This window comes from Paraburkholderia sp. SARCC-3016 (assembly GCF_031119615.1).
GTDB lineage: Bacteria > Pseudomonadota > Gammaproteobacteria > Burkholderiales > Burkholderiaceae > Paraburkholderia.
Genome location: NZ_JAVHZD010000003.1, coordinates 189,689 through 210,214 on the forward strand (window position 1 = coordinate 189,689; position 20,526 = coordinate 210,214).

General features: G+C 65.1%; 19 protein-coding genes. 8 read left to right on the plus strand and 11 right to left on the minus strand.

Annotation, left to right across the window (positions count from 1 at the left end; genetic code table 11):
- Positions 1-13 precede the first annotated feature (13 nt).
- The 6 genes from araG to QYH69_RS04935 form a co-directional block, all read right to left on the minus strand.
- A complete protein-coding gene (gene araG, locus QYH69_RS04910) occupies positions 14-1,537 on the minus strand; it encodes an L-arabinose ABC transporter ATP-binding protein AraG (protein WP_308830770.1) in 1,524 nt (507 codons plus the stop codon).
- A gap of 226 nt (positions 1,538-1,763) precedes the next feature.
- Positions 1,764-2,765: an arabinose ABC transporter substrate-binding protein gene (locus QYH69_RS04915; RefSeq protein ID WP_075158175.1), complete on the minus strand. Its 1,002-nt coding sequence runs from the start codon at positions 2,763-2,765 to the stop codon at positions 1,764-1,766.
- A gap of 137 nt (positions 2,766-2,902) precedes the next feature.
- Positions 2,903-3,715: an SDR family oxidoreductase gene (locus QYH69_RS04920; protein ID WP_308830771.1), complete on the minus strand. Its 813-nt coding sequence runs from the start codon at positions 3,713-3,715 to the stop codon at positions 2,903-2,905.
- Positions 3,712-4,392, minus strand: a complete 681-nt coding sequence (locus QYH69_RS04925) for a 2-dehydro-3-deoxy-6-phosphogalactonate aldolase (RefSeq protein WP_308830772.1) — start codon at positions 4,390-4,392, stop codon at positions 3,712-3,714. Before QYH69_RS04925 ends, QYH69_RS04920 begins: the two co-directional genes overlap by 4 nt.
- A gap of 85 nt (positions 4,393-4,477) precedes the next feature.
- A complete protein-coding gene (locus tag QYH69_RS04930) occupies positions 4,478-5,662 on the minus strand; it encodes a 2-dehydro-3-deoxygalactonokinase (RefSeq protein ID WP_308830773.1) in 1,185 nt (394 codons plus the stop codon).
- Positions 5,659-6,594 (minus strand): IclR family transcriptional regulator, encoded by a 936-nt coding sequence (locus QYH69_RS04935; RefSeq protein WP_308830774.1) that lies wholly within the window; start codon positions 6,592-6,594, stop codon positions 5,659-5,661. Before QYH69_RS04935 ends, QYH69_RS04930 begins: the two co-directional genes overlap by 4 nt.
- A 585-nt stretch (positions 6,595-7,179) precedes the next feature.
- On the opposite strand from QYH69_RS04935, the gene QYH69_RS04940 reads away from it, so the two are divergent.
- Entirely contained in the window at positions 7,180-7,749 is a 570-nt protein-coding gene (locus tag QYH69_RS04940) for a porin family protein (protein WP_308830775.1), read from the plus strand.
- A gap of 127 nt (positions 7,750-7,876) precedes the next feature.
- Here QYH69_RS04940 and mtgA read toward each other — a convergent pair whose 3' ends face one another.
- From mtgA to mpl, 5 genes are all read right to left on the minus strand, one after another.
- On the minus strand, positions 7,877-8,620 hold the full coding sequence (gene mtgA, locus QYH69_RS04945) for a monofunctional biosynthetic peptidoglycan transglycosylase (RefSeq protein ID WP_308830776.1): 744 nt from the start codon (positions 8,618-8,620) through the stop codon (positions 7,877-7,879).
- 85 nt (positions 8,621-8,705) lie between these two features.
- The gene (gene aroE / locus QYH69_RS04950; protein WP_308830777.1) at positions 8,706-9,584 is read right to left on the minus strand and encodes a shikimate dehydrogenase; all 879 of its coding nucleotides are present in this window, start codon (positions 9,582-9,584) and stop codon (positions 8,706-8,708) included.
- Positions 9,581-11,761, minus strand: a complete 2,181-nt coding sequence (locus QYH69_RS04955; protein ID WP_308830778.1) for an RNB domain-containing ribonuclease — start codon at positions 11,759-11,761, stop codon at positions 9,581-9,583. Before QYH69_RS04955 ends, aroE begins: the two co-directional genes overlap by 4 nt.
- A 253-nt stretch (positions 11,762-12,014) precedes the next feature.
- Positions 12,015-12,689: a YqiA/YcfP family alpha/beta fold hydrolase gene (locus QYH69_RS04960; RefSeq protein ID WP_308830779.1), complete on the minus strand. Its 675-nt coding sequence runs from the start codon at positions 12,687-12,689 to the stop codon at positions 12,015-12,017.
- Positions 12,686-14,107: a UDP-N-acetylmuramate:L-alanyl-gamma-D-glutamyl-meso-diaminopimelate ligase gene (mpl, locus tag QYH69_RS04965; RefSeq protein WP_308830780.1), complete on the minus strand. Its 1,422-nt coding sequence runs from the start codon at positions 14,105-14,107 to the stop codon at positions 12,686-12,688. The genes QYH69_RS04960 and mpl overlap by 4 nt, the downstream gene beginning before the upstream one ends.
- A gap of 131 nt (positions 14,108-14,238) precedes the next feature.
- Between mpl and QYH69_RS04970 the strand changes: the two genes are divergently transcribed.
- The 7 genes from QYH69_RS04970 (at position 14,239) to QYH69_RS05000 (ending at position 20,489) form a co-directional block, all read left to right on the plus strand.
- Positions 14,239-14,895, plus strand: coding sequence for a UDP-N-acetylmuramate--alanine ligase (locus tag QYH69_RS04970; RefSeq protein ID WP_308830781.1), 657 nt, complete (start codon positions 14,239-14,241; stop codon positions 14,893-14,895).
- An 11-nt stretch (positions 14,896-14,906) separates the two neighbouring features.
- Entirely contained in the window at positions 14,907-15,464 is a 558-nt protein-coding gene (locus QYH69_RS04975) for a TlpA disulfide reductase family protein (protein WP_308830782.1), read from the plus strand.
- Positions 15,465-15,658: 194 nt separating this feature from the next.
- The gene (gene aroQ, locus QYH69_RS04980; RefSeq protein ID WP_308830783.1) at positions 15,659-16,138 is read left to right on the plus strand and encodes a type II 3-dehydroquinate dehydratase; all 480 of its coding nucleotides are present in this window, start codon (positions 15,659-15,661) and stop codon (positions 16,136-16,138) included.
- Positions 16,139-16,208: 70 nt separating this feature from the next.
- Positions 16,209-16,682 (plus strand): acetyl-CoA carboxylase biotin carboxyl carrier protein, encoded by a 474-nt coding sequence (gene accB, locus QYH69_RS04985; RefSeq protein ID WP_075158189.1) that lies wholly within the window; start codon positions 16,209-16,211, stop codon positions 16,680-16,682.
- Between the two features lie 19 nt (positions 16,683-16,701).
- On the plus strand, positions 16,702-18,069 hold the full coding sequence (gene accC / locus QYH69_RS04990) for an acetyl-CoA carboxylase biotin carboxylase subunit (RefSeq protein WP_075158190.1): 1,368 nt from the start codon (positions 16,702-16,704) through the stop codon (positions 18,067-18,069).
- A gap of 4 nt (positions 18,070-18,073) precedes the next feature.
- Positions 18,074-18,976: a 50S ribosomal protein L11 methyltransferase gene (gene prmA, locus QYH69_RS04995; protein WP_308830784.1), complete on the plus strand. Its 903-nt coding sequence runs from the start codon at positions 18,074-18,076 to the stop codon at positions 18,974-18,976.
- 49 nt (positions 18,977-19,025) lie between these two features.
- Positions 19,026-20,489, plus strand: coding sequence for a DUF3426 domain-containing protein (locus tag QYH69_RS05000; protein WP_308830785.1), 1,464 nt, complete (start codon positions 19,026-19,028; stop codon positions 20,487-20,489).
- The last annotated feature ends 37 nt before the right edge of the window (positions 20,490-20,526 follow it).

Below are 20,526 nucleotides of genomic sequence, written 5' to 3' on the forward strand. Positions count from 1 at the left end.
TGCTCCTCAGACTTCAGGCCGCCTGCGCGGTCTCGGATACTGTCGAACTCTTCGGCAAGGCGAGGTTCAGCACCGATTGCTCGGTTGCCGCGCCGCGCGCCAGCTCGCCGGAAATGCGGCCTTGCCGCATCACGACGATGCGATCGGAAACGCCGAGCACTTCCGGCAATTCCGACGAAATCATCACGATCGCGCAGCCGCGTTCCGCGAGCTGGTAGATCACGTTGTAAATCTCGTGCTTCGCACCGACGTCGATACCGCGCGTCGGTTCGTCGAGAATCACGACCTTCAGATCGGGCTCCGCAAGCCAGCGCGACAGAATCGCTTTCTGCTGATTACCGCCCGACAGGAAGCGGATTTTCTGGCGGCGGCTCGGCGTCTTGATCTTCAGAAGCTTGATAAAGCGGTCCGCCGTTTCGGCTTCCTTCTTGCGGTCGAGGAAAATGCCCGCGCGCAGATAGTGGCGCCGGCAACTGATATTGATGTTCTCCGCTACCGACGCGATCGCGACGATGCCCTCTTCCTTGCGGTCTTCAGGGCACAGCACGATGCCCTGGCGAATCGCGTCGCCCGCGCTTTTCACCTTGATCGGCTTGCCGTCGAGCGTCAGCTGCCCGCCCTTTTTCGGATCGTCGCCGTACACGAGGTGCATCAGTTCGCTGCGGCCCGCGCCGACCAGACCGAAAAAGCCGACGATCTCGCCGCGCCGCACCTCGAAGCTCGCCGGCTCCGTCAGCGGGCCGCCTTCGATGGCCTTCGCCGAGAAGCGCACTTCGCCGAGCTCGCGCGGCGTGTAGTTATAGATGTCGGAAATCTCGCGGCCCACCATTTCGCTGACGATCGTGTCGCGGCTCACGCCTTCGAGCGTCTCGTGCGAGGCGACCTTGCGGCCGTCGCGGAAAATCGTGCACGCGTCGCACAGCTGATAGATCTCGTCCATGCGGTGCGAGATATAGATCAGCGCGCGATTGTCGGCGCGCAGGTCGCGCACGAGCTTGAACAGCACTTCGGTTTCGCGATGCGACAGCGAGCTCGTCGGCTCGTCGAGCGCGATCACGCGCGCATTGCGCATCAGCGCCTTGCAGATTTCGACCATCTGCCGCTGCGCGATCGACAGCTTGCGCAGCTTCGCATCCGGGTTCAGATCGACCCCCATCGCGGCGAGCTGCTCGCGCACATAGCGCTTCGCATGACGCTTGTTGACCCAGCCGAGCGAATTGGGCAGACGGCCGAGCATCAGGTTTTCCGCGACCGTCAGATCCGGCACGTACTGCAATTCCTGGTGAATCACCGCGATACCGGCCGCAATCGATGCACCGGCGCTGCCGAAGTGCACTTCGTTGCCGTCGATCAGGACCCGCCCCGAGTCCGGCTGATATTCGCCGCCGAGAATCTTGAGCAGGGTCGATTTCCCCGCGCCGTTCTCGCCCATCAGGCCGTGCACCTGGCCCGCATGCACGTCGAACGAAATGCCGTCGAGCGCGCGTACGCCTGGAAACACCTTGCCGATATTGTCAAAACGCAGCGTCGCTGACACTTCGCCTCCTGTTGCCACTTGTGATTGCACGGGTTTGCCGCCGGGCTGTGCCCGGCCCAAACCGGTGATACGCATCGCCGGCGCACAAACGCTCCCCGGTTGTCGCTTTGCGGTGTGCGCTCATGCGGTCGATTCATCCGCAAAACGCGCGGACGTCATGGCCGTCCACGCGCTTTGCCGTTACTGCACTGCTGCATTCATTCGCGTCTGCGGTAACGTCAGGACGTTACTTCGACGCGAGACCCATCTCCTTGCGCACTTCGCCGACGTTGTCGCGCGTGGCGAGCATGCCGGTCGTCAGCGTCAGCAGCGGCGGTTCCTTGCCTTGCGTGATCCATGCGTACATCAGGTCCGAGGTTTCCTCGCCGTGGCGCTTCGGGCTGATGATCACGGTGCCATAGAAGCCCGTCGGCTGCGGCTTCTTGAACTCGTTCAGTGCCGAATCCGAACCGCCGATACCGATGCCGATCATATTGTCGGCTTTGAAGCCGCGGCCTTCGGCAGCGCGCACCGCGCCGAGCACCGCTTCGTCGTTGAGACCGTAGGCCACCCAGTGCTTGAATTGCGGGTTCTTCGTGAGCGCGATGTTCGCTGCGTTGAAGGCGTTTTCCGTGTCGGTCTTCGCTTGCGGCGCGGCGACGATGTTCGCCTTCGGGAAGCCCGCGGCGACGAGCGCGTCGGTCGCGCCGGCCGTACGGTCGTGCGCGGTCGGCAGCTGCTCGTAGGTCACGTCGATCGCGCCGACGTCCTTCATGTCCCAGCCGCGCTTCTTGATCTCGGCCGCGATGCCTTCGCCGACCTGCTTGCCGATGTTGTACGCCGAAATGCCCATATGCGGCACCGACTCGATCGGCTTGCCCGAACCGTCGACGAGGCGGTCGTCGACCGTCATCATCTTGAGGCCGTCGGCCTTCGCCTTCGCCACGATGCCCGGCCCGAGCTTGACGTCCGGCGTGCAGATCACGAAGCCCTGCGCCTTTTGCGCGGCGAGGTTGTCGATCGCGCTCATCACCTTCTCGCCCGACGGCGCACCGATCTTCACGAGCGTGAAGCCCTTCTGCTTCGCGGCGATCTCGGCGAACTTCCACTCGTCCTGGAACCACGGCTCCTCCGGCTGCTTCACGAGAAAGCCGATCTTGACCTGATCGGCTGCCTGCGCAACCGGCGCGTTGACGAGCACCGCCGTCGTCGCTGCCGCCGCGAGCGTGAGGAATATTCTGCGTTTCATGCTTGTCTCCTGACTAGTAACGAGAAGGTTATCGGCCGCGTCTTCTTGTACCGGGACTGACACACGCGGCCAGCGCGTCAACCGGTTCACTTTGCTTCGCCACCTGCTGATCTGGACGATGGATGCTCCCGCGGCTGTCAATCGTGATAAAGCGCCGAGCGGCCGCCATCGACGGTGATACAACTCGCGTTGATAAACGGCGCTTCGTCGGAGGCGAGAAACACCGCGGTCATCGCGACTTCTTCGGGACGGCCGATGCGTTTCATCGGCTGCAAATCGAGCGTCGCCTGCCGCGCGGCGGCGGGGTCCGGCTGGTTGTCCCACCATTCGCGCGTCAACTGCGTTTCGATATATCCAGGCGCGATTGCATTGACGCGCACATTGCGCGGCGCGTATTCGATGCCGAGCGCGCGCGTCAGGCCGATCACGCCATGCTTTGCAACCGGATACGGAAAGCAGCCCGGAATGATCTTGAACGAGTGCGTCGACGCGATATTGACGATGCTGCCGCGGCCGCGTTCGACCATACCCGGCAATGCGGCGCGACAGCCGTTCCAGACGCCGTCGAGGTCGACCGCGAAGCAGCGGCGCCAGTCGTCGTCGGTCATCGTCAGCGGGTCGCAGAACACATTGATGCCGGCGTTGTTGACGAGCACGTCGAGCGGGCCGAACGCGCGCTGCGCTTCGTCGACCGCGTGTTGCACCGATGCGGACTGCGTGACGTCGGTGCGCACGGCGAGCACGCGTGCGCCGCCGGCGCCATGGTTCGCGCCGGCATTCGTGCTGGCCGCAGCCGCCTCGATTTCTCGCGCGGTCTGCTGCGCCGTGTCGATATCGAGTTCCGCAAGCACGACCGCCGCGCCTTCACGCGCGAACGCGTGCGCGATCGCGGCGCCGATGCCGCGACCCGCGCCCGTGATCAATGCGACCTTGCCGGCAAGGCGATTCATTTGTTCGCACCCGCGCGCGCGACGCGCAGTTCGTTGATATATGCCTTTGCATGCGACGCGGTAATCGTGGCGCTCTGGCCCGGCTTGAACAGCGCGGAGCCGAGACCGAAACCGTTCGCGCCGGCCCTCAGGAACGGGCCCATGTTGTCCGGCGTGATGCCGCCGACCGGCACGAGCGGCACCTGCGCCGCGATCACCGCGCGCCACGCCTTCACGACATGGCAGCCCAGCTGTTCGGCGGGAAACATCTTCAGCACGTCGGCCCCGTTCTTGAGCGCGATAAACGCTTCGGTCGGCGTCGCGACCCCGGGCGAACAGGCCATCGCATGCGACTTCGCCGCGAGCACGACTTCCGGGTCCGCGTGCGGCATCACGATCAGTTCGCCGCCCGCCTGCTTCACCTGATGAACGAACGACGCCTGCAGCACCGTACCCGCGCCGACGATCGCGTCGGGCGGCAACGCATGGCGGATCGCCGCGATGCTGTCGAACGGCTGCGGCGAATTGAGCGGCACCTCGACGATACGAAAGCCCGCGTCATAAAGCGCACGGCCATGATCGGCCGCATCGGCCGGCGTTACGCCGCGCAGAATCGCAATCAGCGGACACGCTTCGAATGCGGCCCTCAGGCCCGCGTGCGGCTGGTAAGGGCCGGGCAGATTCAGTTCAGCTTGCATGTCGATTGCCTTTGTCTGTTCCGTTGCCGGTTCGTTGGTGCATCGCGTCGTGCCACGGCCAGGGTCCGCATCGTGCGCTCGGCCCCTAGCCGTGGCGCGATGCAGGCGCGGCGCCGGCGGCGGGTGTCACGAGGCCGGCCTGCACGGCGATGCGCCACAGGCCGCGTTCGGTTGCATGTTTGACGAGCTCGGCCGACTGGCAGCCGTATTGCGTGAGTGCGAGCCGATACCGTTCGCACAGCGCCTCGTTGCCGATCAGCCGCAGCATGCGGCCGGCGAGCGTCGACTGCTGACGCTCGAGCACCGCTTCGAGTCCATTCAGTTCGTGGCCGATCAACAGACCCGACAGATAGTCGGGCTGCTCTTCGCGCGAAAGCTGCGCGGTCAGCCCGAGCGTGCGCGTGCTGAAGATCGTCGCGAGCATGCCCGCATGGCCGTGATTGCGCGCGACGCTGATGCCGCGCAGAAACGCCGCCGTATCGGGGCGATCGGGCGTTCTCATCGTGCGGCCGAGAATCGTGTGCTCTGACAGCGCGGCAAACACTTCGCCCGTCATGAACGTATAGAAGCGCTCGATGCACGCGCCGCGCACGATCACCCACTTCGCGTGCGTGCCCGGCAGGCCGATCAGCGCGCTTTCGTCATCGTGCGCCGCAGTTGCCTCGTGCGCCTGCGACTCGTTAGCGACGGTTACCGTATCACCGGCAAGCGCACCGAAAATCTGCGTTTCTTCGCCGCGCATCACGTTCGGCAATTCGCCGCGCTCGAGCACGCCCGGCACGATATGCAGCGCAACGCCGCGCCTCGTCTGCACATGCGCGAGGCCGCGCACGATCGCATCGGGGCTTGCCGGCGTATCGACGTACGGCGCCTCTTTCCACCCCTGCGCGCTACCGACCATGCCGGCCGCCATCACCGGCAGATGCGGCGCGCCTTCGAGCCAGCTGCCGCAGATGGCGTCGAACGCGAGATCGAAACCGCCTTCGCCGGCAGCGCGCGGCAGATTCATGATGCCGGCCGTCGACGCGCGCGTTTCGAGCAATCGGCCCGCCGCGTCGAACAGATAGGCGCGCAGCGCGGTCGTGCCCCAATCGAGCGCGATCAGCGCTGCCTGGCTGTTCGCGGTGTCCGATGCGCCGCCCGCTGCGTCGGCGTCTGCGGCGTCGGCATCGGCCTGCGCGCTGCGCCGCTTCTGCGCCGCCGCGGCAGATTCAGCCGGCATGATCGGCACAGAGCGCGGCATCGAGGGCGGGGAACCCAGTGCAGTCATCGCTTGATCCTGCGCGTTGCCGGTTGCGGCGCACGCCAGCCGAGTTCCTCCGAGATCGCGCGCGCTTCGCGCTGCACGACCGGAATCAGTTCGTCCATCCGCTCGAGCGACATATACGGAAGCGTGCTCGCCACCGACAACGCCGCGACGATCGACCCGGACGCGTCGCGCACGGGCGCCGCGACACAGCGGATCGATGCTTCGTTTTCTTCGAGATCGAAGGTGAAGCCGCCGCCCGAATAGTTCGTCATGCGCTGCATGAAGGTCTGCAGATCGGGACGGTTGTCGGGCTTGAAACTCACGTCGGCGAGCGCGCGGCGCGATGCATCGAACAGCTTCTGCCACTGCTCGGGCGTGAGGTCGAGCATCATCGCCTTGCCGATGCCGGTCGACGCGAGCGGCATCCGGTGACCGACGCGCGAACGCATCTCGAGACCGCGCGTGCCGGGAATCTTGTCGATATAGAGCACATCGTCGCCGTCGCGCACGCCCAGGTGAATCGTGTCGTGCGTTTCCTCGGCGAGCGCGGCCAGGTGCGGGCGCGCGACGGTCGTCAGCGGCATCTGCTCGAGCGCGATCGTGCCGAGTTCGATGAGCTTCGGGCCGAGCAGATAGCCGCCTTGCACCTGGCGCAGATAGCGCGCCTGCACGAGGCTGCTGACGAGGCGGTGCGTCGTGCTGCGCGTCGTGCCGAGCGCGGCGCCGAACGTGCGCAGGTCGCGCACGCCGGCGGCGGCCGCTTCGAGAATCGCGAGGCCGCGCAAGAGCGTCTGCGTGCCGGCCTGCTGCGGCGTGATGTCGAGCAGCGTGCTCGGCAGCGCAATCGTGTCGCGCTCGGCAGGCGGATGGGCCGCGCCGTTCGACGGGCGCACCGCGGGTTGTCTCACCGCGTCGGACTCGGACCCGGCGTGATTGGTCATCGCTTTATTCATGGCGATCAGGCAAACGGGTTGGGGTGTTGATAAAACGTGCAGCGGACGTCAAGCCAAAGTCAGGCTGAATGTCGCGCCGGACGTCAAACAGGCGCCGCGCGGTTGATGCGCGCCGGCTGCCGGCAGAACAGGAAAGAGTCCATAACGGGTTGTCTCCGATTCGTTTTGCGTTTCGTCGCGCTGATGCTGCCGTCGCGCCGACGATATGTTTTCGCCGGTGGACCGGCTCGTTGGAACGGATTGTAGGGCGCTTTTCGCAGATACACCAATATGTGAAGAGATCAACCACATATTGGGATAGACCCGCGCAACGCTCCTTCTACCGGCGCGTCACGCTGAGATGCCTCGCGCACTTCATCTATCGAAATCGTTGTGCCCACTCAATAAATCAGGATAAACGGCACACGCTGTCGCGAATTCATTTAAGAAACGTCTGATTCAGTCACCCATTTGAAATATCTAGTCTCACCTGCTTGCGCTAAATTCCCGCATTAACCGTCTTATATCGATTTTCTTGATTTGCCAATGAGAAAAATCAGATGCAGGCGCAAACAGCGAACTTTTTATTTCAGAAGATTTTGTGATATGACAGCAATTAAATCCTGGTTGACCGCATTGACCTTTGCCGCGCTCGCCGGCGTTGCGCACGCTCAGACGCCCGAAGTCACGTCCGCAGTCACATCGGTAGCCACGCCGCTCACGGCCCCGACGCAATCGCCCGCTTCACAGGGCCTCACCACGCAATCGGAGTTCGCCGGTCCCTATGCCGGCATCAAGGTCGGCGGGAACTGGTCCGACGCGTCCGGCGTTGTCAACAAAGGCACACACGGCACCGCGTTCCTCGGCGCGATGGCCGGCTACGGATTCGACCTCGGCCGCTTCGTGCTCGGCGCCGAGGCATTCGCCGATTTTCACGGCGGTTCGACGACGAAAGTCGACGGCGGCCTCGACGCCCGCATCGGCATGCCGTTCAACAGGATCATGCCGTACGCACGCATCGGTTTTACGACGGCATGGCCCGATACGCGGCTTCACGGCGGCCTCGGTGTCGAATACGCGATTTACAAAATATCCATATCAACGGCGAATGGACTGCCGACAGGTCGAATTCGAAGGGAACAAAAAGAACGAATAATAGTTTTACGGTCGGCATGACCTATTATTTCCGCTGAACCGGTATTCGAGCCATCAATCGAAAAACGGTCACTGCGTCGTAAGCGCAGTGACCGTTTTCATTTTGTATCGGCAAGGCGATGCCGCAACATGAACGCGCGCCGCGCAGTCAGTCCGGCAGTTCCGCCGCGCCCATGCGTCGCGCGATCACGCGGGCGCGCTGCGTCAGATACCCCGAATTGCGGTGCTCGTCGAAGTACTTCGGGCGCGGCAGCATGACCGCGAGCCGCGCCGCCTGACCGGCCGACAGCTTCGCCGCCGTGGTCTTGTAGTAATAGCGCGCCGCCGCCTCCGCGCCATAAACGCCATTGCCCCATTCGACCGAATTCAGATAGATCTCGAAGATCCGCTCCTTGTCCATCAGCGTCTCGAGCATCCACGTAATGATCAGTTCCTGTCCCTTGCGGATATAACTCTTCTCGCGCGACAGGAAGAGATTGCGCGCGAGCTGCTGCGTGATCGTCGAGCCGCCCGCGACGATCTTGCCGCGCGCCTTGTTCTTCTCCCACGCCTGCAGGATCGCGTCGGTTTCGTAGCCGTTGTTGTTGACGAAATTCGCGTCTTCGGACGCGATAATCGCGCGCTTCAGATTGCGCGAAATCTGGTCGTACGGCACCCATGTGTGCTGGATCGACAGTTCGGGCCGGTCCGCGGCAAGACGCCACGCGTCCGAGCGCATGAATGCCGTCGATTGCGGATTCACGTAGTTCCATACCGCGATCTGTGCGAAATAGAACGCCTGAACCGCAAACCACGAGAATGCGAACACAGCCGCCGCATAGGCAGCCCAACGGCCTGCGGTAATCGTCCTCGCACTCGCCTTCGCAGCTTTCGAGCGCTTCGTTGGTCTCATGTTGTCCGCTATGCTCAACGCCGTTCGCCTGTGGAGAATGTCGGAACGCTACCTGCTCGCGACTGCTAAACGCGACGCCCGGCTGCTAGGCGCCGGCCGACGCCGCAAGCTGCTTGCGCAGTTCCGCAAGCACCGGCGCGCCGTCGGGCCGCACACCGCGCCACACATAAAACGACTCGGCCGCCTGCTCGACCAGCATGCCGAGCCCATCGGCCGCGCGCGCGCCGAGAGAAAGCGCATGCTGCATGAAGACAGTCGGCTGCGCGCCGTACATCATGTCGTAGGCGAGCGTCTGCGCGCCAAACGCCCGGTCGTCGCATTCCGGCAGCGCGCCGTCGAGACTTCCCGCCGTCGCATTGACAATCACATCGTACGCACCGGGCTCGATTGCCTGCGCGGCGCCGCCCGTCAGGCGGCAACCCGCGCCGCTCGCGGCCGCGGCGAATTGCGCGACTAATGCATCGGCTTTCGCGGCCGTGCGATTGACGATCGTCAGCACGCGCGGCGCGCGCTCGAGCATCGGCAGCACGACGCCGCGCGCGGCGCCGCCGGCACCGAGCAACAGCACGCGCGCGTCCGCGAGCGAGACGCCGAGGTTCACTTCGATATCGCGCACGAGTCCGAAACCGTCGGTGTTGTCGCCGTAGATCCCGGCCCTGTCGAAGCGCAGCGTATTCACCGCGCCGGCGGCCGCCGCGCGCGGCGACAGCGTGTCGGCCAATGCATGCGCCTCGAGCTTGAACGGCACCGTCACGTTGAGGCCGCGGCCGCCCGCTTCGATAAATGCGCGCACCTGCGCGACGAAGGCATCGACCGGCGCGAGCAGACGATCGTACTCGATGCGCTCGCCCGTTTGCTCGGCAAAGCACGCATGAATAAATGGCGACTTGCTGTGCGCGATCGGATTGCCGATTACCGCGTAACGGTCGTGCGGGCCGGGCTCGGGCACGGACGGCGTGCTCATCGGCCCGGCTCCGTCTCGCGATGTGGCGCGGAGCCCGCGGCGCCGGCATTCGATGCGTCGCCATCGACATCGTGTTCGTTGCCGCTTTGCGCCGCGCCCTCGTCCGCGGAAACCTCGCCGGCCTCGGACGAAGAAGCCGCGTCTTCGAGGGCCGCTTCCGCTTGCGCCTCGGCTTCGCTTTGCGCGGACTCATCGGCGGCGTCGATGATTTCGCCGTCGCCATCGTCGCCATCGCCATCGCCCGCTTCTTCGGCTTCGGCGCCGCTCGTCACGGTCGGCGCGTCGAGCACGTGCAGCAGACGCACCGACGCTTCGATCGTCAGCTCATCGATCGACATCACCTCGAGCAGCACGCGCGTGCCGCGCGCATGCACGCCGAGCCCCGGCACGTGCAGCAGCAGCGGCACCTCTTCGAGCCGCACGAGATCGCCCTTCACGACCGACGCGACAACCTGCTTCCGGTCTTCCTGCCTGATCCATCGCAAGCACCAGAAATACTCCATCCGGCGCTGATGATCGGCGTAGGCGGTGTACGTATCGTCGAAGCCCTGCACGACGGCGAACAGGTCCGCGTCCTTCGGCTTGAACGGCGCGGCGAGCTTCGCGGTCACGCCATGCTGCACGCACGCGATCAACTGCCACTGATTGACGAGGTCGACATAGCGCCGCAGCGGCGACGTGCTCCACGCGTATTGCGCGACACCGAGCCCTTCGTGCGGCGCGGCCGTCGTTTGCATACGCGTGCGTTTCGGGCCGGTCGGCGCGCCGAATGCGCGCTGCGACCGGTAGATGCCAGGCACGCCGTGATCGTGCAGGAAGGCGCCCCACGTCGAGTTCGCGAGAATCGCGAGCTCCGCGACAATCAGATCGAGCGGCGAGCCGCGCCGGCGCGGCGTGATCGTCACATGCTCGCCTTCCACGTAAAAGTTGAAATCGGTATTGCGCTGTACCTCGCGCCTGAGGCCGAAGCTCGCGCGCATCACCTGGCGCTTTTCGAACAGCGCCTGCGCGAACGGCCACAGCACCGCGATGTCGTCCTTGTGCGGATAGTCGCCCGAGCCCGCGGCGAGGGCCTCTTCGGTGACGACTTCGTAAAGCGTGTTGTGCCGCAGGTTGGCCTTCACGAACACGAGCTCGGCGCGCGTTTCGCTGGCGACGATCTCCTGTGTCTCGCGGTTCACGATGCTGTAGAGCGACAATGCCGGCCGCATGCCGCCCTCGGCGAGCGTAAACACGTCGACCACGCCATCGGGCAGCATCGTGATCTTGTCGCCGGGCATATAGACCGTCGACAGCCGCGCGCGCGCGATTGCGTCGACCGCGTCGCCGCGCGCAATGCCGAGCGCCGGCGCGGCGATATGCACGCCGATCCGCACGCGGCCATCGGCGAGATGCTCGACCGAAAACGCATCGTCGATTTCGGTCGTCGTCACGTCGTCGATCGAGAACGCCTCGACCTCGGCTTCGGGCAGGTTGTCGGGCAGCGGGCCCGGCGTGACCGGCGGAAAGGCGGTGCCGTGCGGGAAGAATTCGGACAGGAAACGCGCCTCGTGCAGCGCGCGCGCCGACGGAATGCCGCCGCAGTCGAGCATCAGACGCGCCGGCGACACGCCGCGATGCGCGGCCGCCGCTTCGAGCGCCTTGTACTCGATCGAGTTCTTGTCCGGCTTCGTGAGCAGCGCAAGCGCCTTGCCGGCGAACGCGTCGGGCAGACGGCCCTCTTTCAGTTCGTCTTCGTAACGCGATTGCACGAGCGCCTGCTGACGTTTGCGTTCGAGCGACGCAAGCGCCATCTGCAATTGCTCCTGCGGCGCGCGCTGGTACTGGCCGCGGCCCTTGCGCCGGAAATAGACCGGGGAGCCATGCATGCGCAGCACGAGCGCCGCGCGCTCGATCGGACCGAACGCGTCGCCGAAGTATTCGGCGCCGAGCGTCGCGAACGGAAATTCGTCCTCCGGCGCGCATTCCCACAGGAAGTCGAGATCGATCTGCTGCGCGGCCGCGTCGGCCTGCTCCATCAGTTCGCCGGCCGCCGGCTTGTCGAATTCGATCAGCACGTCTTTTGCGCGCACTTTTGCGCGCCGGCCGCCCGGCAACTCGACCTGGAACGCGTCGCCCTGCTTCGACAGCACGCTGCCTGCCTTGAAACTGCCCGATTCCTCAAAGAAAACGTTCACTCAATACTCTCGTTCTGGCTCGCGTCGGCCGCCATGGCCGCCGCGTCTGCATGCATCCGGTTGCTTGCGCGCCGTGTATGTCAGGCATGGCGCCGCGGCCGGCTGCGGCATATTCGTGGAGGTGATTTGTTAACCGTGTGCCAACTAGCTGCGAATTGCGTGCAATTGCGTGGGAATCGCGTGCGGCCCGTTTGCCAATGCTGCTCTGCAAACCGAGCGCCCACTGAGCGCCCACCGCGCGCAGAATGCGCGCCTACCTCGTCGCGGCCCCCTTGCGAGGGTCGACGTTCGGCTTCGTCGCGAGTTGGACGGCCGCGGCGCTATCGCAAAACGCGATTACATCGTCGACGTAGTCTGCAAACTCGCTGATCGAATGATCGCTGCCCTCGATCAGTTTCGTCCTTGCGGCCGGATAGTGCGCGAGCATCTCGCGGTAGTCGAGCACCTCGTCGCCGGTGGCCGCAAACAGATAATAGCGTTCGGGGCGCGTGATCGACGTGACGGCGAGCGCACGCATCTCGTCAAGATGATGTGCTTCTACAACGATGCTACCGCCGCCGTGCACGCGCGGCTGTTCGCCGAGGTACGCCGACAGATCGCGCTGCGGCACGACGGCCGGATTGAGCAGCACCGCCGGCCAACCGTGCTTTTCGGCCAGATGCGTTGCGAAGAAACCGCCAAGCGAACTGCCGATCAGGACGATGCGCTCGCGCGGCGCGGACTGCGCGGCCGCCGCATCCGATGCTGCGCCCGACCCGAGCCGCGCCTTCACGAGCGACTCGGCAAGCTCGATCGTTTCGAGCGGCGACACCGGCAGCTGCGGGCAGCACCATTCGTCGCCGCGGCCAAGCGCCGCGAGGCGTTCGGCAAGGACGCGCGCCTTGAACGATTGCGGCGACGAACGGAATCCGTGCAGGTACAGAATCACGCGACGCCCCGCGCGAGCGCCACCGGCCGCATCGACAACGCGTCGAGCAGCTTCTGGTGCACGCCGCCGAAGCCGCCGTTGCTCATCACGAGCACGTGGTCGCCCGGCTGCGCAACGTCGATCACCGCTTTGACGAGCGTGTCGATATCGTTGAACGCGCGCGCCTTGTCGCCGAGCGGCGCGAGCGCTTCGGCAAGATCCCAGCCGAGCGCATCGCGGCCGCTCGACGCGCCATAACCGAACACGAGATCCGCGTCGGCGAGGCTCGCCGGCAGTTGCGCTTTCATCAGGCCGAGCTTCATCGTGTTCGAGCGCGGTTCGAGCACCGCGAGAATGCGCGTGCGTTTGCCGTGTTCACCTCGGCCGACGCGCGTGCGCAGACCGGCGATCGTCGTCTCGATTGCGGTCGGATGATGGGCGAAATCGTCGTAGACGGTCACGCCGTCGACGCTGCCGCGCACTTCCATGCGGCGCTTCACGTTGCGAAAGCCCGCGAGCGACCGCGCGGCCTGCGCGGGCGGCACGCCGACATGGCGCGCGGCCGCGAGCGCCGCGAGCGCGTTCATACGGTTGTGTTCGCCCTGCACCTGCCAGTCGACGACGCCGACGCGTTCGCCCTGCTGGTACACCGCGAACTGCTCGTCGACGGGCACGCCGTCTTCGGCGGCAAGCGCCTGCCAGCCGCCTTCGACGCCGAACCGCTCGACTTCGCTCCAGCAGCCGCGCGCAAGCACGCGCTCGAGCGCGGCCTCGCGGCCATTCGAGACGATGCGGCCGATACCGGGAATCGTGCGCACGAGGTGATGAAACTGCGTTTCGATCGCGGCGAGATCGGCAAAGATGTCGGCGTGATCGAACTCGAGATTGTTGAGGACCGCCGTGCGCGGCCGGTAATGAACGAACTTCGAGCGCTTGTCGAAGAACGCGGTGTCGTACTCGTCGGCTTCGATCACGAAGAAGCTCGAATCGGTAAGCCGCGCCGATACGCCGAAATTGAGCGGCACGCCGCCGATCAGAAAGCCCGGGTTCATGCCGGCGTCCTCGAGCAGCCACGTGAGCATCGAGCTCGTCGTGGTCTTGCCGTGCGTGCCGGCCACCGCGAGCACCCATTTGCCGTTGAGCACGTGCTCGCCGAGCCACTGCGGACCCGACACATAGGGCAGACCGCGGTCGAGAATCGCTTCCATCAGCGGATTGCCGCGCGACACCACATTGCCGATCACGAACAGATCGGGCTTCAGATCGACCTGCTCCGCGCCGTAACCCTCGATAAGCCCGATGCCTTGTGCTTCGAGCTGCGTGCTCATCGGCGGATAGACGCCGGCGTCGCAGCCGGTGACCCGATGCCCCGCGCTGCGCGCCAGCACCGCGAGACCACCCATGAACGTGCCGCAGATACCGAGAATGTGGATGTGCATAGAGCGGTCCTTGCAAAGGCCGCTATTGTACCCGACGACTATCCGACGACCCGCGCCGCCCGCGGCGCTCGCGGTGCCCGGCGCTGCCCCGCAACGGCGGGCGCCCGCGCATTCTCTAGTATGATTGCCTGATGGTCCGCAAACTACATTTCGACCCGACGCGCGTGCGCGAGGAAATCGCAATCGCCGCCGCGCGGATGATCGCGGAAGACGGTCTCGACTATTCGACGGCCAAGCGCAAAGCCGCGCGGCAAGTCGTCGGGGAGACGCGCGTTTCCGGCGATTGGCTGCCCGATAACGACCAGATCGAAGAAGAAATCCGCGAGTATCAGTCGCTGTTTCAGGGCGACACGCAGCCCGCGGTGCTGCGCCGCCTGCGCGAAATCGCACTCGACTGGATGCTGCGGCTCGCGCCGTTCAACCCGTATCTGACCGGCGCGGTGCTCGGCGGCACGGCGGGCGAACACTCCGATATTCACCTGCAGGCGTTTTGCGACAACCCGAAAGAAGTCGCAATTTATCTGCTAAATGAGAACGTGCAGTACGACGTTTCGGAAACGCGGCATTTCGCCGGACGCGGCTATGTCGAGACGCTGAGCTTCCTCTGGCGTCCGGTCGCGACGGAAGGCCGCGACGTGGAGCCGGTCGGCATCCATGTCGCGCTCTACGGCACGGACGACCTGCGCGGCGCGGTGCGCGCCGATGCGCGCGGCCGGCTCGCGCGCGCGAGCGTCCAGGCGGTTGCGGCGTTGCTCGCCGAAAGCGACGCCGCCTCCTCCACTAATTGAACAGACAAAAGATGAACACGAAGCGGATTCTGGCAGCGGTTGCAGTCGCGGTCGTCGCGGCGGCAGGGGGCGCGGCTGCCAGTCACTGGCTATCCGGTCAAGCGCTGACCGAGGTCGCCCATGCGGCAACGCCCGCCGCGCCGGCGGCGAGTCCCGTCGACCAGCTCTGGTCGGCGACCGTCACGAACGTCGACGGCAAGCCGCAGTCGTTGAGCCTGCTCAAAGGGCATCCGGTCGTCGTCAATTTCTGGGCGTCGTGGTGCGGGCCGTGCGTCGAGGAAATGCCGTCGCTGAGCGAGCTGCACCGCGAATACGCGAAGAAAGGCGTCGCATTCGTCGGCCTCGGCGTGGACTCCGACAAGAACGTCAAGACGTTCCTGCAGAAGGTCCGGGTCGACTATCCGATCTACGTGATCGGCTTCGGCGGCGCCGACCTCGCGCGCGCTTTCGGAAACAATGCGGGCGCTTTGCCGTATACGGTCGTGATTGACGCAAAAGGTGTCGTACGGTCGACAAAATTGGGCCAGATTCAGCCAAATGAGTTGAAAGCCACGCTCGACGCGCTCTGACGTCGACAAATTGTTCGCGCTTAATTGAGGTCGGAACCGTGGGATTTATGCACCAATCGACTGAAATTGAGAGAAGTTGTGCTTCCGGCCGGTTCGAGGCGCTGCCGCGGCATCCGTCCGGGCGTTCGAGAAACTAGACAAATTTCTCTAAACAGCGCTAAAGTGCCGCGAATTCCACGGAAATAGAAGCGACCATGACTCGACTGCTGGTTTTGCACGGCCCCAACCTCAACCTTCTCGGCACCCGGGAACCCGAGGTTTATGGCCGCGTGACGCTGCCGCAGATCGACCAGGCGCTGGCGGACCGTGCAGCCGACGCCGGCGTCGAATTCGCGTCGTTTCAGAGCAATCATGAAGGCGCGCTCATCGATCGCATCCATTCCGCGCGGAACGAGAAAACCGATTTCATCCTGATCAACCCTGCTGCTTACACGCACACCAGCGTCGCGATCCGCGATGCGCTGGCGGGCGTCGGCATTCCGTTCGTCGAGATTCACCTGTCGAACGTGCATCGCCGCGAATCGTTCCGGCACCATTCGTATTTCTCCGATCTGGCCGAGGGCGTCATCTGCGGTCTCGGCTGGAAAGGCTATCTGTACGCACTCGAGTTCGCGCTCGACCGGTTGTCGGCTCAATCATCCGCGCAAGCGGCCGCCGGTACGACGCGCGCCTGAACCCAGAACACGAATTGAGCGCCGGCTCGCGGGAGCGCCGGCGCACCTACGCATTGAAAGGGGTATGCCCATGGATCTACGTAAACTGAAAACTCTGATCGACCTCGTCTCCGAATCCGGTATTTCGGAACTGGAAGTCACGGAGGGTGAAGGCAAGGTGCGCATCGTCAAGAATGCGCCGCCGGTTTACGTGCAGTCGCCTGCCGCTCAATACGCACCGCAGATCCCGGCAAGCGCGCCGGCGCATCCGGCGGCAGTGGCCGAAGGCGCGGCCGCCGCGCCGGCGGCGCCTGCTGCCGCCGCGCCGCAAGGACATGTCGTGACTTCGCCGATGGTCGGCACGTTCTATCGCGCGCCGTCGCCGGGCGCCGACCCGTTCGTGCAGGTCGGCGATACGGTCAAGGAAGGCCAGACCATCTGCATCATCGAAGCGATGAAGCTTCTGAACGAAATCGAATCCGATCTCGCCGGCGTGATCAAGGAAATCCTCGTCGAAAACGGGCAGGCCGTCGAATATGGCCAGCCGCTCTTCGTGATCGGCTGACGCGAGTCGAATATCCGCTATGTTTGAAAAAATCCTCATTGCCAATCGCGGCGAGATTGCGCTCCGCGTCCAGCGCGCATGCCGCGAGCTCGGCGTCAAGACGGTCGTCGTCTATTCGGAAGCCGACAAGGAAGCCAAGTACGTGAAGCTCGCGGACGAGGCGGTCTGTATCGGTCCGGCGCCGTCGAACCTCAGCTATCTGAATATGCCGGCGCTGATCAGCGCGGCCGAAGTGACCGACGCCGAAGCGATTCACCCCGGCTACGGCTTCCTGTCGGAAAACGCGGACTTCGCCGAGCGCGTCGAGCAGTCGGGCTTCGTGTTTATCGGCCCGCGGCCCGAAACGATCCGCATGATGGGCGACAAGGTCTCGGCCAAGCAGACGATGATCAAGACCGGCGTGCCGTGCGTACCCGGTTCCGAGGGCGCGCTGCCCGACGATCCGAAAGAGATCGTCAAGATGGCGCGCTCGGTCGGCTATCCGGTCATCATCAAGGCGGCGGGCGGCGGCGGCGGGCGCGGGATGCGCGTCGTGCACACGGAAGCGGCGCTCGTCAATGCAGTCAATATGACGCGCGAAGAAGCGGGCCGCGCGTTCGGCAATCCGCAGGTCTATATGGAGAAGTTCCTCGAGAACCCGCGCCATATCGAGATCCAGGTGCTCGCGGATTCGTACAAGAACGCGATCTGGCTCGGCGAGCGCGACTGCTCGATGCAACGTCGCCACCAGAAAGTGATCGAGGAAGCGCCGGCGCCCGGTATTGCGCGGCGGCTCATCGACCGCATCGGCGACCGCTGCGCGGACGCGTGCAAGAAGATGGGTTATCTCGGTGCGGGCACGTTCGAGTTCCTGTATGAGAACGGCGAGTTCTACTTCATCGAGATGAACACGCGCGTGCAGGTCGAGCATCCGGTCACCGAACTGATTACCGGCGTCGACATCGTGCAGGAACAGATCCGCATCGCGGCGGGCGAGAAGCTCGCGTTCCGCCAGCGCGATATCCAGTTCCGCGGTCATGCAATCGAATGCCGGATCAACGCCGAAGACCCGTTCAAGTTCACGCCGTCGCCGGGCCGGCTTACGTCGTGGCATATGCCCGGTGGCCCCGGCATCCGCGTCGATTCGCATGCATACAACGGCTATTTCGTGCCGCCGAACTACGATTCGATGATCGGCAAGCTGATTGCGTACGGCGCGACGCGCGAGCAGGCAATCAAGCGGATGCGCATTGCACTCTCGGAGATGGTGGTCGAAGGCATTCAGACCAACATTCCGCTGCACCGCGAACTGATGCTCGATGCGAAGTTCGTCGAAGGCGGCACGAGCATTCACTACCTCGAGAACCGGCTCGCTGCGAAGCAGCAGGTCGCGCCGGAAGAAGCGTAAGCCAATGAGCTATCGGGAACTGGTCGTCGAACTCGCGCGCGAGCATGCGGAAAACCTGTCCGACGCGCTGCTCGAGTTCGGCGCGTTGTCCGTCTCGGTCGAAGACGCGGACGCCGATACGCCCGACGAGCAGCCGCTCTTCGGCGAACCAGGGCTCACACCGGAGCGCACCGCATGGCAGCACTCGCGCGTCGTCGCCCTGCTCGCACCCGGGCACGAACCGGGCGTGCTGCTCGCGGCCGCCGCGAACGAGCTCGGCCTCGCGCCGACGCCGCCGTTTACGGTGCGCGACGTCGCGGAGCAGGACTGGGTGCGGCTCACGCAATCGCAGTTCGACCCGATCCATATCGGCAAACGGATCTGGGTCGTGCCGTCGTGGCATGACGCGCCCGACCCGGACGCGCTCGTGCTCGAACTCGATCCGGGCCTCGCGTTCGGCACCGGCAGTCATCCGACCACGCGGCTTTGCATGGAATGGCTCGAAGAAACGGTGCGGCCGGGGCAATCGCTGCTCGACTACGGCTGCGGCTCCGGCATTCTCGCGATCCTCGCGCGCAAGTGCGGCGCAAACCCGGTGGCCGGCATCGACATTGACCCGCAAGCGGTCGAATCCGCGCGCTACAACAGCGAGCGCAATCATGCAGAGGTCACCTACGGGTTGCCGGCCGACTGCCCTGCGGGCGAGTTCGATATCGTCGTCGCGAATATCCTGTCGAACCCGCTCAAGCTGATGGCGTCGATGCTCGCATCGAAGGTGAAACCGGGCGGACGCCTTGCGCTGTCGGGCATTCTCGCGCGTCAGGCGCTTGAAGTTGCAGGGGCATACGCGCCGTGGATCGACATTTCGGTTTGGCGCGAACAAGACGGCTGGGTGTGCCTCGCCGGAACCCGCCGCGAAAGTCATTAGAATAGGGCATATTTTCCACTCAACAGCCCCGCGCGGCTCCCGGTTCGATATGGCTCTTGCGACGCGCTGTCCCTTCTGCGAAACAGTCTTCCGCCTTCAACCCGCGCAGCTCGCGCTGCGCCGCGGTCTCGTGCGCTGCGGACATTGCCGCGAAGTATTCGATGCGTCGAGCAGTCTGTTCGATCTCGCCGACGGCGGCGATTTCCACAGCGCTACGCCGATCACGGCCGATGAAGTCGCGCGGCTGACTTCGCAGGATCCGCGCGCGGCCGGCGAAGGCGTCGGCGCGGCGGCGCCTGAGGCGCCTCAGGCGCCAGTTGCCCCGGCTGCATCCGCCGCGGAACGTACCGCGCCTGTGCCTCCACCGACTACGGCTGCGTCCGCCCAAGGCGCGGATTTTCCTGCCGGCCCAGCATCCGCTGCAACGCCGGCTGAGCCTTCCGGGTCCGTATCCCCCGAAGTGCAGACGCCCGGCTCCACCGATCCCAATTCGCCGGATTTCCGCGCGGACACATGGAATCCGTGGGCGCCTGCGCCGGACGCTTCGGTCGATCGCCGGATCCGCCATAACGCCGCGACGATTCCGTATAACCCGGTCACGATTCCGCGTTCCGCGCAGCCGAAGCTCAAGCTCGAGTTCACCGAGGGACAGGATCTGCACCTCGAGAACGCGACCGCGCGTCCGATCGAGCCGGCGTTCAAAACGCCGCCCGAGCCGGTCGTTCCGCATGCGGCCGCGCAGCCGGGCCAGGATGCGCCGCGCGATCCGGCAGTGCCGCCGCCGCATGTGTGGCGCCGTCGCGAAGAAGAAGCGCGCCCCGAACCCGCGCTCGAGCCCGACGACGACCGCACGCGTATTGCGCCGAACATCCGCGATAACGAGCCGCACTTCGGTCCCGGCGCAGCGGCCGGCGCCGCAGCGGCGCGGCCGGCCGCCGCGCCGCCCTTTGCCGTGCCGCCCTTTGCCGCCGCACCCGGAGACGACGAGAACGCATTCGCCGTGGTGCGCGAAAAGCGCGCGTCCGAGCCGCGGCGCCTCGGCTGGCGCATCCTCGGCGTTGTCGTTGCGCTCGTGCTGTTCGTCGTGCTGCTCGCGCAGCTCGCGTGGTGGCAGCGCGAAACGGTGATGGTCTACGCGCCCGGTTCGCGGATGCTGTTCGCGCAAGTCTGCGAGCACCTCGGCTGCGCGTTCGCCCCGCCGCGCGATATCGACGGATTGCAGGTCGAGCCGTCGGATCTGCGTCAGGTGGACGGCCCGCACAAACTCGAATTGCGCATGCCGCTGCATAACCGCTTCAACGTGCCGCTCGCGTATCCGGCCGTGGAGCTGACGCTGCTCGACGAACACAACAACATCGCGGTACGCCGCGTGCTGTGGCCGCAAGACTATGTGAGGCCCGGCACGCAAATCTCCGCGGGCCTTGCGCCGCGCACGACCGAAACGATGTTCGTGCGGCTCGACACGGGCAGTGCGACGGCCACCAATTTCCGTGTGCAGATTTTTTATCCATGACCGACCTCGCGCGCGCGCCCGCCTCGGTCGCGCGCGT

Excerpts from the sequence above, each read along its gene's own strand:
- QYH69_RS04915 (WP_075158175.1), bottom strand. The coding sequence starts at position 2,765 with ATGAAACGCAGAATATTCCTCACGCTCGCGGCGGCAGCGACGACGGCG.
- QYH69_RS04920 (WP_308830771.1), bottom strand. The coding sequence starts at position 3,715 with ATGAATCGCCTTGCCGGCAAGGTCGCATTGATCACGGGCGCGGGTCGC.
- QYH69_RS04925 (WP_308830772.1), bottom strand. The coding sequence starts at position 4,392 with ATGCAAGCTGAACTGAATCTGCCCGGCCCTTACCAGCCGCACGCGGGC.
- QYH69_RS04930 (WP_308830773.1), bottom strand. The coding sequence starts at position 5,662 with ATGACTGCACTGGGTTCCCCGCCCTCGATGCCGCGCTCTGTGCCGATC.
- QYH69_RS04935 (WP_308830774.1), bottom strand. The coding sequence starts at position 6,594 with ATGAATAAAGCGATGACCAATCACGCCGGGTCCGAGTCCGACGCGGTG.
- QYH69_RS04940 (WP_308830775.1), top strand. The coding sequence starts at position 7,180 with ATGACAGCAATTAAATCCTGGTTGACCGCATTGACCTTTGCCGCGCTC.
- mtgA (WP_308830776.1), bottom strand. The coding sequence starts at position 8,620 with ATGAGACCAACGAAGCGCTCGAAAGCTGCGAAGGCGAGTGCGAGGACG.
- aroE (WP_308830777.1), bottom strand. The coding sequence starts at position 9,584 with ATGAGCACGCCGTCCGTGCCCGAGCCCGGCCCGCACGACCGTTACGCG.
- mpl (WP_308830780.1), bottom strand. The coding sequence starts at position 14,107 with ATGCACATCCACATTCTCGGTATCTGCGGCACGTTCATGGGTGGTCTC.
- QYH69_RS04970 (WP_308830781.1), top strand. The coding sequence starts at position 14,239 with ATGGTCCGCAAACTACATTTCGACCCGACGCGCGTGCGCGAGGAAATC.
- QYH69_RS04975 (WP_308830782.1), top strand. The coding sequence starts at position 14,907 with ATGAACACGAAGCGGATTCTGGCAGCGGTTGCAGTCGCGGTCGTCGCG.
- aroQ (WP_308830783.1), top strand. The coding sequence starts at position 15,659 with ATGACTCGACTGCTGGTTTTGCACGGCCCCAACCTCAACCTTCTCGGC.
- accB (WP_075158189.1), top strand. The coding sequence starts at position 16,209 with ATGGATCTACGTAAACTGAAAACTCTGATCGACCTCGTCTCCGAATCC.
- accC (WP_075158190.1), top strand. The coding sequence starts at position 16,702 with ATGTTTGAAAAAATCCTCATTGCCAATCGCGGCGAGATTGCGCTCCGC.
- prmA (WP_308830784.1), top strand. The coding sequence starts at position 18,074 with ATGAGCTATCGGGAACTGGTCGTCGAACTCGCGCGCGAGCATGCGGAA.
- QYH69_RS05000 (WP_308830785.1), top strand. The coding sequence starts at position 19,026 with ATGGCTCTTGCGACGCGCTGTCCCTTCTGCGAAACAGTCTTCCGCCTT.